Genomic DNA, 8521 nt, shown 5'->3' with positions numbered 1-8521 from the left:
AGACGGGTATAAGGGACGGTGTCGAGGGTGAGTTCGGCGTCGCCGATGGCGATCTTGGAGTCGAGGACGACGTCGCAGTGGTCCTTGAGGTAGGTGCCGGAGGAGTGGCGGGGGGTCGTCTCCGAGGCGTACGCGACCGAGGTCACGCCGATGACCTTCACGCCACGCGCGCGTGCGCTCATCGCCATCTCGACGGGCAGGGCGTTGCGGCCGGACAGGGAGATGATCACGAGGGTGTCGCCCGCGCGGAGCGGGGAGGAGTCCAGGACGGCGGTGGCGAGGCCGTCGACGCGCTCCAGGGCGGAGCCGAGCGTGGCGGGCATGACGTCGACGCCGACCACGCCGGGGACGGTGAGCAGGTTCATCAGCGCGAGGCCGCCGGCGCGGTAGACGACGTCCTGCGCGGCGAGCGAGGAGTGTCCGGCGCCGAAGGCGAACAGCCGGCCCCCGGCGGCGACGGTGTCGGCGAGAAGCGTCCCGGCCGCGGCGATGGGCCCGGCCTCCTCCTCGCGGACCCGCTGCAGCAGGCCGATCGCGGCGTCGAAGAACCGTTCGGCGGGCGTGCCGTCGCTCATACGGGCCCCTTCGGGTCGGCTGTGTCGCGGATCACCGTGCGGTCTGGACCACTGCGGTGTCAATACGGCGGGGCCGAGCTGTGGCGGTCCGTGGGCGAACCCGCCGCCACCCGGCTCCGACGCCGGCGCACCGCCCGGGCCGGGCCCGCCGCGTCGCCGTACGGCCCGCCGCGCGGCCCTCGGGCAGGACCCCGGACGCGGCTTCGGATCGCTGCCGAAACCAGCTCGTTTCACCGGCGCGGCACGGTTGTCAGTGCTATGCGTCAGAATTGAAGCCAGGGCCAGCGCACGCGCCGCGAAGTCGTTGCGCTTCCGGCAGATCTCATCGAGGGGCACGTATGTCCGGACTGATCGACACCACGGAGATGTATCTCCGCACCATCCTCGAGCTGGAGGAGGAAGGTGTGGTCCCCATGCGCGCCCGGATCGCCGAGCGGCTCGACCAGAGCGGGCCGACCGTCAGCCAGACGGTGGCGCGGATGGAGCGCGACGGGCTGGTGTCCGTGGCGAGCGACCGGCACCTGGAGCTGACCGAGGAGGGGCGTCGGCTGGCGACGCGCGTGATGCGCAAGCACCGGCTCGCGGAGTGCCTGCTCGTCGACGTCATCGGGCTGGAGTGGGAGCAGGTGCACGCCGAGGCGTGTCGCTGGGAGCACGTGATGAGCGAGGCCGTGGAGCGGCGGGTGCTCGAACTGCTCCGCCACCCCACCGAGTCGCCGTACGGGAACCCCATCCCCGGTCTGGAGGAGCTCGGCGAGAAGGACGGCGCCGACCCGTTCCTGGACGAGGGCATGGTGTCGCTGGCCGACCTGGACCCGGGTCCGGAGGGCAAGACGGTCGTCGTCCGCCGGATCGGCGAGCCGATCCAGACCGACGCGCAGCTGATGTACACGCTGCGCCGGGCGGGCGTGCAGCCCGGTTCGGTGGTGAGCGTGACGGAGTCGGCCGGCGGGGTGCTGGTGGGCAGCGGGGGTGAGGCGGCCGAGCTGGAGTCGGACGTCGCCTCGCATGTGTTCGTCGCCAAGCGCTGACCGTCGTACACCTTCTGTTTGGTGTTCAACTGCCGGGACGTCAGGGGCAGTTGTGGCATCCCGGTGATCTTGTCGATTCCAAGATTCACTGTGCCGAATCGCAGCGCTCGGACGCCTCGCGTGCGAGGCTGTCGCGTGAGGCATATGACCTGAGGGGGCGGGGAGGATGTGCCGCAGACGTGTGGAGGGCCCCGGCGCCTGGTGGCGCCGGGGCCTGTCCTCCCCTGTGCTGACCCGGAGCCCCGAGCTCCCAGGGTCATTCCCCTCGGACCGGTTTCCCCGGCCGGTCCGCCTCCCGCTGAAGATCTCCCCTCGGCGCCGACGATCAATCCTTGAGCAAGGTCACTCAAACGAGGGGTGTTGTCGGCGGAAACCGCATTCTCGAATAGGCATTCGATAGCCTTCGAGTGACACGTCGGGCGGAACGTGCGCTTCAGGGAGGGGGCGGCACGACAGCAGGCACGTCAGGCAGGGGCAGACAGCACACGGTTCACAGGACCGGCCGGCTCGGCGTCCTTCGGGGTGCGGTGCCGGAACGGACTTCGACGAACCCGTTGAGGGGGGTGCCAGGACCAATGGCGCGGCGCATCGACGTGACCGGGGCGGGCGGCGTACGCCTGGCGGCCTGGGAGTTCGGCGACCCTCCCAAGCCCGACCCGGCGGACCCGGTGAGGGACGCGACGGAGCACGGCGTCCGGGAGAACGGTGAGACAGCCGGGCGGCACATCGGCCGGCGGACCGCGCAGGGCGCCCTCGACCCCTCACCCGGCGTGCTGTTACTGCACGGCCTCATGGGCCGCGCCTCCCACTGGGCCTCCACCGCTCGCTGGCTCTCCGAACGCCACCGGGCCGTCGCCCTCGACCAGCGCGGCCACGGCCGCAGTGACAAGCCCCCGCAGGCCTCCTTCACCCGTGAGGCCTACGTCGAGGACGCCGAAGCGGCCCTCGAACAGCTCGGCCTCGGCCCGGCCGTCCTCATCGGCCACGCCATGGGCGCGCTGACCGCCTGGCAGCTCGCCGCGAAGCGGCCGGACCTGGTGTCCGGAGTGATCATCTGCGACATGCGGGCCTCCGCACTCGGCGCGGCCTCGCAGCGGGAGTGGGCGGACTGGTTCAAGGCCTGGCCCGTGCCCTTCGCCACGCTCGCCGACGTACGCAAGTGGTTCGGCGAGGACGATCCGTGGGTGGAGCGGCCCAATCCGGCGCGGGGGGAGTTCTACGCCGAGGTGATGGCCGAGTCGCCGGACGGATGGCGGCCGGTGTTCGAGCACGAGCAGATGCTGAAGTCCCGGGAGCCGTGGGTGTTCGACGCGCACTGGGAGGAACTGGCGCAGGTGCGGTGCCCGGCGCTGGTGGTGCGGGGGCTCGACGGGGAGCTGGGGCGGGCGGAGGCGCAGGAGATGGTGCGGGTGCTGCCGCGGGGCGAGTATGCCGAGGTCGCCGACGCGGGGCATCTTGTGCACTACGACCAGCCAGAGGCTTGGCGGGCGGCGATCGAGCCGTTCATCGACGGGCTGACGGGCTGACGGGCTGACGGGCTGACTCGGATCGCCTGGGAGCTCGGGGGTTCTGAGGTGTGGCGGGTGCGGGTGGTTCGTGGCTTGTCGCGCAGTTCCCCGCGCCCCTGAGGGCGTTGCAGGTCCCTGCGTCGAGCATCAGCCCTTGCTCACCGCCGCCAGGATCTCCGGTAGGCGGGCCGCTGTTCTCGGTGCCGCCAGGTGGAGGCCCGCCAGTGTGATGGCCGCCCCGTACGCGGCGCCCACCGGCAGCAGCAGCCAGGTCCAGTCGTCGCCGCCCGCGCTGACGTTCAGCCAGATCGTCAGGACGATGACCGGTGCGCACAGCAGGGCCGCGCCCACCATGCCGCCGAAGATGGAGATCCAGGCCAGCCCGGTCTGGCCGGGGGCCACGTTCTTGTAGCCCTCCTGCGGGATGGAGTACGGGAAGCGGGCGGACGCCCACGCACCCGTCGCCAGCATCGCGCCGAGCAGCGCGAAGGACAGGCCCAGCACCTCGGGGAGCCGGGCCCAGTCGCCGAGCATCGCCGTGGTCAGGACGGTCACGAGGGTGGCGTACGGCAGGGTGATCAGCAGCAGTGCCAGCGCACGGCCGCGCAGCTCGACGTAGGCGTCCCGGGTAGAGGAGATGGTCAGCGCGACCATCCAGAACGCGGAGGTGTCCTGGCCGAACTGGTTGTACATCTGGATGCCGAGCATCCCCGCGGCGAAGCAGGCGAAGTAGATCGAGCCGGTGCCCTGGAGCGCGTTGAACACGGGCACGATCAGGCCGATCGCGAGCGAGGTCACCCATGCCGCCTTGGTCTTCGGGTCGCGCCAGACGTACCGCAGGCTGCGCTCCACGACCGTCCCCGTGCGGCCGGTGGGCAGCAGTCGCCCGAGCCCGGTCGACGTCCGCTCGCGCGAGGCCGACTCACCGGCGGACTGGAGGGTGGATCCGTCGGGGGAGGTCATCAGCCGGGTCAGATGCCGGGACCATACGGCGATCAGGCCCGCCAGCGCCCCCGCGCTCAGCGCGAGTTGGACGACCGCGACCCCGTAGGACCCCTCGCTCGCCGACTCCACCGCCCCGATCGCGGAAGCCGGCGGCACCCACCTCAGCACCTCCGCCGCCGGATCGAGCTGTGCGAGCCCGCTCGAACCCAGCCGCTGCGCACCGAAGTTGACGAGCTGCGCCCCGATCGCCACGACCAGCCCGCTCAGCACCGCCAGGTCGCGGCCCTTACGGCTGGTCAGCAGCCTGATGTTGGCGGCGGCCACCGTCCGCGCGAGCGCCACGCACACCAGCAGCGCGAGGCCGACACCGAGGACACCGACGACGTACGCCGCCCCGCCGTGCGCCACGGAGAGCGCGGCGCCGATGAGCAGGCACAGCGTGAACAGCGGCCCGATCCCGACCAGCGAGGCCGCGAGCAGCGCCCGCACCAGCGGCCGGGGGCGCAGCGGCAGCATCACCAGGCGCGTCGGATCGAGGGTCTCGTCCCCGCTGGGGAAGAACAGCGGCATCACCGCCCACCCCAGCGCCAGCACCGCCACCAGCGGGACGGCCACGGACCCGGCGTGCTCGTTCCCGCGCAGCGCGATCAGCCCGAGGAGCTGGAGCGCGGCGAACAGCAGGGTGACCACGGCCGACGCGACATACGCGGCCCGCCGCCCACCGGACTGCCTGAGGCCGTTGCGCAGCAGCGACAGCTTCAGCCGTACGACGACGGCGGTGACGTCGGCGCTCATCGCGTGGCCCCGCCACCCAGCCAGTCGAGATCGGACCCGGTGTCCCGTCCGCCCGCCCCGACGAGTTCCAGGAAGGCCTGTTGGAGGGAGGGCGCGGTGCCGCGTACGTCGGCGAGGGGGCCGTGCGCCCGGATGCGCCCCGCGGCCATCACGGCCACCCAGTCGCACAGCGACTCGACGAGCTCCATGACGTGGGAGGAGAAGACGACGGTGGCGCCCGACCCCGTGTACCGCTCCAGCACCCCCCGGATGGTCTGTGCGGACACGGGGTCGACGCCCTCGAACGGCTCGTCCAGGAAGAGCACTTCGGGGTTGTGGAGCAGGGCCGCCGCGAGCCCGATCTTCTTGCGCATCCCGGTCGAGTAGTCGACGACCAGTTTGTGCTGCGCGCCCGCCAGGTCGAGGACGTCGAGGAGCTGGGTGGCCCGCTTGTCGACCTCGGCGCCGGGCAGGCCGCGCAACCGCCCGGAGTAGACGAGCAGTTCCCGCCCGGAGAGGCGTTCGAAGAGGCGCAGTCCTTCGGGGAGGACGCCGATCCGGGCCTTCACCTCGACGGGATCCCGCCAGACGTCGTGCCCGACGACCTCCACGGACCCCTGGTCGGGCCGCAACAGCCCGGTGATCATGGAGAGGGTGGTGGTCTTCCCGGCCCCGTTGGGTCCGACGAGCCCGATGAACTTCCCGGCGGGCAACTCCAGATCGATCCCGGCAACGGCGACTTGCTGCCCGAACCGCTTCCAGAGCCCACGCACACTTACGGCCGACGTCATGGAAGCCAACCTAAGGGGCGGAAGAGCTTTCAGCGGTCCCGCCCGCACGCGTAGGCGAGCGGAGAGATCAACTCCTCGGCGTCCGGCAGCCACCGGTTGGCCGGCGTGGGCCTGCATGCCCACTGCACGGCTCCACTGGACCCGTAGCGCGTGGGAGGCGCCGCCACGAACGCTCCCTCGCCCAGCGCGACCAGATCGAGCGAGGACGGCGTCCAGCCGAGCTTGCGCACCAGCTCCGGCACCTTCACCGACGCGCCCGGCAGCACGAAGAAGTGCATCCGGCGGTCCGGCGACAAGGTCACCGGCCCCAGCGTCAACTCCATCCGCTCCATGCGCGCCAGCGCCAGGAACCCGGCGGTCTCGGGAACGGAGATCGCGTCGAAGGTCCGCCCGGTCGGCAGCAGGATCGAGGCGAGCGGCTGCTTCGACCACAACCGGCGCGCGACGGTCGCACTGCCCGTGGCCTGCGTCGCCCAGTCCTCACGCGAGGGGTGTGCGCCGGGCGCGGCGCACGCCGTGTCGCCGCAGGAGCAGCGCTGCACCCCGTCGACGGCTTCCAGCCAGGTGCCGGGGAACACGTCCCAGTGGCGCTCCTCGGCGTAGCGTACGGCGGTCTCCAGCAGCGATTCCCCGCGCTGCTTCGGAATCTGTGCGGCTTCGGTGCTCGCGATCGTCTCTTCCACGCCCAACACAACTCCCGCGCCCACCTCGGGTTACGGCTGTACCGCGCGCGGGGGAAGCGCATCGATTCCGCATCTGGGGCGCATGGATGCATGTGTGGGGGCGCGCAGGAGGATCTGTGGCCGGGGCTGGGTAGCCACATGCGGGGTGGCTTCCGTCTTTTACCCCGGCAATCCTCACATGCCTCGCATTTTCGGTATGTCCGTGGGGCATTGATCTTCACGGCCGGATCTTTTCGCTTCAGGGGTTGTTCCCAGGGGGTATGCCATGGCCGCAAGGCCTCTCGTCGCGCGGCAGCCGAACGAACGGTTGCAGGCGCTCATCCAGGAAGCGGGCTGCTCGAACGCAGGGCTGGCCCGCCGGGTCAACATGTGCGGCGCCGAGCACGGCCTCGACCTGCGCTACGACAAGACGTCCGTGGCGCGTTGGCTGCGCGGGCAGCAGCCGAGGGGACGCGCCCCGGCGATCATCGCGGAGGCGCTGGGCCGCAAACTCGGCCGTACGGTCACGATCGACGAGATCGGCATGGCCAACGGCAAGAATCTCGCGTCCGGTGTCGGTCTCCAGTTCTCGCCGACCGTCCTGGGGGCCATCGAGCAGGTCTGCGAACTGTGGCGCAGTGACGTGGGGCGCCGGGACTTCCTGTCCGGCTCCTCGGTGGCCGCGTCCGCGCTCGTCGAGCCGAGCCGCGACTGGCTGATCTCCTCGCCGGACTCGCAGGTGGCACGCCAGGCGGGACCGCGGGTGGGCCAGTCCGACGTGGCGGCCGTGCGGGCGATGACCCAGGCCCTCGTGGACCTCGATCACCAGTACGGCAGCGGGCATGTGCGTCCGGTCGTCGTGCACTACCTCAACAGCGTGGTGAGCGGGCTGCTCGCCGGCTCGTACCGGGAGGCCGTGGGGCGTGAACTGTTCGCCGCGGTCGCGCGGTTGACGGAGCTCGCCGGGTACATGGCGATCGACACCGGCCAACCGGGGCTGGCGCAGCGGTACTACATCCAGGCGCTGCGGCTCGCGCAGGCGGCGGGGGACCGCGGCTACGGCGGTTATGTGCTCGCCGCGTCCATGAGCCATCTCGCCGCGCAGCTCGGGAACCCGCGCGAGATCGCGCAGTTGGCGCGCGCGGCGCAGGAAGGGGCGCGGGGGCGCGTGACGCCGCGTGCGGAGGCGATGTTCTACGCCGCCGAGGCGCGCGGGCACGCGCTGATGGGCGATGCGCGGGCGGCGCAGCTGGCGTCCGGGCGCGCGGTGGGCGCCCTTGAGGCGGCGGATCCTTCCTCCGGGGACGACCCCGCGTGGATCGCGCACTTCGACGAGGCCTATCTCGCCGACGAGTTGGCGCACTGCCACCGGGACCTCGGGCAGGCCGAGGCGGCGGCGCGGCGGGCGCAGGAGTCGCTGGACGGGCTCCCGGAGACGAAGGCGCGGCGCCGGGCCATCGGCTATGTGCTGCTCGCCACCGCGCAGGTGCAGCAGCGCGAGATCGAACAGGCCTGCCACACCGGGCTGAAGGCCGTGGAGTTGCTGGAGACCGTCCGCTCCAACCGGGGCGCCGAGTACCTGGAGGACTTCCAGCAGCGGCTGGAGCCGTTCCGGGACGAGGCCGTGGTAAGGGAGTTCGGGGCGCGGGTGGAGTTGCAGGCGGCGGCGTGAAACCCCGGGGTACGAGGGCGTGAACGCACGGGAAACGAAGGCTCCGCAGGCGAACGGAGGGTCTATGTAGCGGATGCGGGCCCGGATTTGTTACCGCGGTCACAGGGACACCGGTCTAGTCCTGTGCTGCGTGGCACCGGGCTCGGGGGACCCGGTAGCGTGAGCCGACGATTCACAAGGTCCCCCATTCGTAGGAGTCCCGGTGACGCAGAGTGGACAGGGCGAGGAGCCCTCGCCGCGCGTGGCGCGCGAAGGCATCGTGCTGCCCTCCGACGGCGGCGAACCGCTGCTGCCGGGCCAGACGGGCGGACCCGGCGGCTACCAGTCCGCCCCGCACCTCCCGAACCCGGCCCCCACGCGGTGCCCCGCCACGCCCGCCCTCACGCACGCCACGTCCCGTCCGGTCGCCGCCCCCCTGCGCGCACCCCCGCCCGGCCAGGCCGCCCCCCGCCCCCCCCCCCCCGGCCCCCCCCCCCCCCCCCCCCCCCCCCCCCCCCCCCCCCCCCCGCCCCCCCCCCCCCCCCCCCCCCCCCCCCCCCCCCCCCCCCCCCCCCCCCCCCCCC

At 72.2% G+C, this 8521-nt stretch carries 7 protein-coding genes; 3 read left to right on the top strand and 4 right to left on the bottom strand.

Features of this window, described 5'->3' with window-relative positions:
* The coding region (locus HLK59_RS45600; RefSeq protein ID WP_171147568.1) for a sugar isomerase domain-containing protein at positions 1–575 on the bottom strand (575 nt) is incomplete at its 3' end.
* Positions 576–913: 338 nt separating this feature from the next.
* Between HLK59_RS45600 and HLK59_RS45595 the strand changes: the two genes are divergently transcribed.
* Positions 914–1606, top strand: a complete 693-nt coding sequence (locus tag HLK59_RS45595) for a metal-dependent transcriptional regulator (RefSeq protein ID WP_171147567.1) — start codon at positions 914–916, stop codon at positions 1604–1606.
* Positions 1607–2181: 575 nt separating this feature from the next.
* Positions 2182–3132: an alpha/beta hydrolase gene (locus HLK59_RS45590; RefSeq protein WP_171147566.1), complete on the top strand. Its 951-nt coding sequence runs from the start codon at positions 2182–2184 to the stop codon at positions 3130–3132.
* A gap of 129 nt (positions 3133–3261) precedes the next feature.
* Here the strand turns inward: HLK59_RS45590 and HLK59_RS45585 are convergent, their stop codons facing one another.
* From HLK59_RS45585 to HLK59_RS45575, 3 genes are read right to left on the bottom strand one after another with little or no spacing between them, the layout of a single operon-like run.
* The gene (locus HLK59_RS45585; RefSeq protein ID WP_171147565.1) at positions 3262–4854 is read right to left on the bottom strand and encodes a transporter; all 1593 of its coding nucleotides are present in this window, start codon (positions 4852–4854) and stop codon (positions 3262–3264) included.
* A complete protein-coding gene (locus tag HLK59_RS45580; protein ID WP_171147564.1) occupies positions 4851–5624 on the bottom strand; it encodes an ABC transporter ATP-binding protein in 774 nt (257 codons plus the stop codon). Before HLK59_RS45580 ends, HLK59_RS45585 begins: the two co-directional genes overlap by 4 nt.
* 29 nt (positions 5625–5653) lie before the next feature.
* Entirely contained in the window at positions 5654–6316 is a 663-nt protein-coding gene (locus HLK59_RS45575) for a bifunctional DNA primase/polymerase (RefSeq protein WP_171147563.1), read from the bottom strand.
* A 256-nt stretch (positions 6317–6572) separates the two neighbouring features.
* Between HLK59_RS45575 and HLK59_RS45570 the strand changes: the two genes are divergently transcribed.
* A complete protein-coding gene (locus tag HLK59_RS45570) occupies positions 6573–7958 on the top strand; it encodes a transcriptional regulator (RefSeq protein WP_171147562.1) in 1386 nt (461 codons plus the stop codon).
* Positions 7959–8521 lie beyond the last annotated feature (563 nt).

Source organism: Streptomyces sp. S3(2020), assembly GCF_013044505.1.
Taxonomy (GTDB): Bacteria; Actinomycetota; Actinomycetes; order Streptomycetales; family Streptomycetaceae; genus Streptomyces.
Note: the sequence above shows the minus strand (reverse complement) of the source record. Positions and strands in the feature narration are given on the sequence as shown.